Origin of the sequence: Lysinibacillus sp. CNPSo 3705, assembly GCF_028674935.1 — a bacterium.
Lineage (GTDB): Bacteria > Bacillota > Bacilli > Bacillales_A > Planococcaceae > Lysinibacillus.
Map to the genome: position 1 here is coordinate 1 of NZ_JAQZSD010000210.1, position 407 is coordinate 407.

Genomic DNA, 407 nt, shown 5'->3' on the forward strand with positions numbered 1-407 from the left:
CGTATAATTAGTATACGAGTGATTCGATGAAAAGTTTCGAAAAAACATTTTAGACAAAAAGAGCCGCAAGAAAGCGACTCTTTTTGATTACTCGTATATAGTCAGGCATGGCATTTTAATAGAATAGTTTTTTATTCAGCTAACATAATTTTTTCAAGCTCTAATGGTTCTATGTATTGTTCGCCTTTGTAAGCACGCATATTCCCACCTGAAATTTCATCTATTAATAAAATTTCATTTGTTTTAGCATCGCGGCCAAACTCTAGTTTGATATCATAAAGCGTTAACCCTTTTTTGTCAAGCTCTGTAGCAACAAATTTAGCAATTTCAATTGTACGTTGCTTTAAAATGGCGTATTCTTCATGTGTTAACAGGTTTAACATGGCTAAAGCATCTTCAGAAATGGG

The 407-nt window shown here is 33.2% G+C and carries 1 protein-coding gene; it reads right to left on the reverse strand.

What is annotated here, in order from left to right:
- Nucleotides 1-131 precede the first annotated feature (131 nt).
- Nucleotides 132-407: phosphoribosylaminoimidazolesuccinocarboxamide synthase (locus tag PVA17_RS25090; protein ID WP_274069380.1), on the reverse strand; the 276-nt coding region annotated here is incomplete at its 5' end.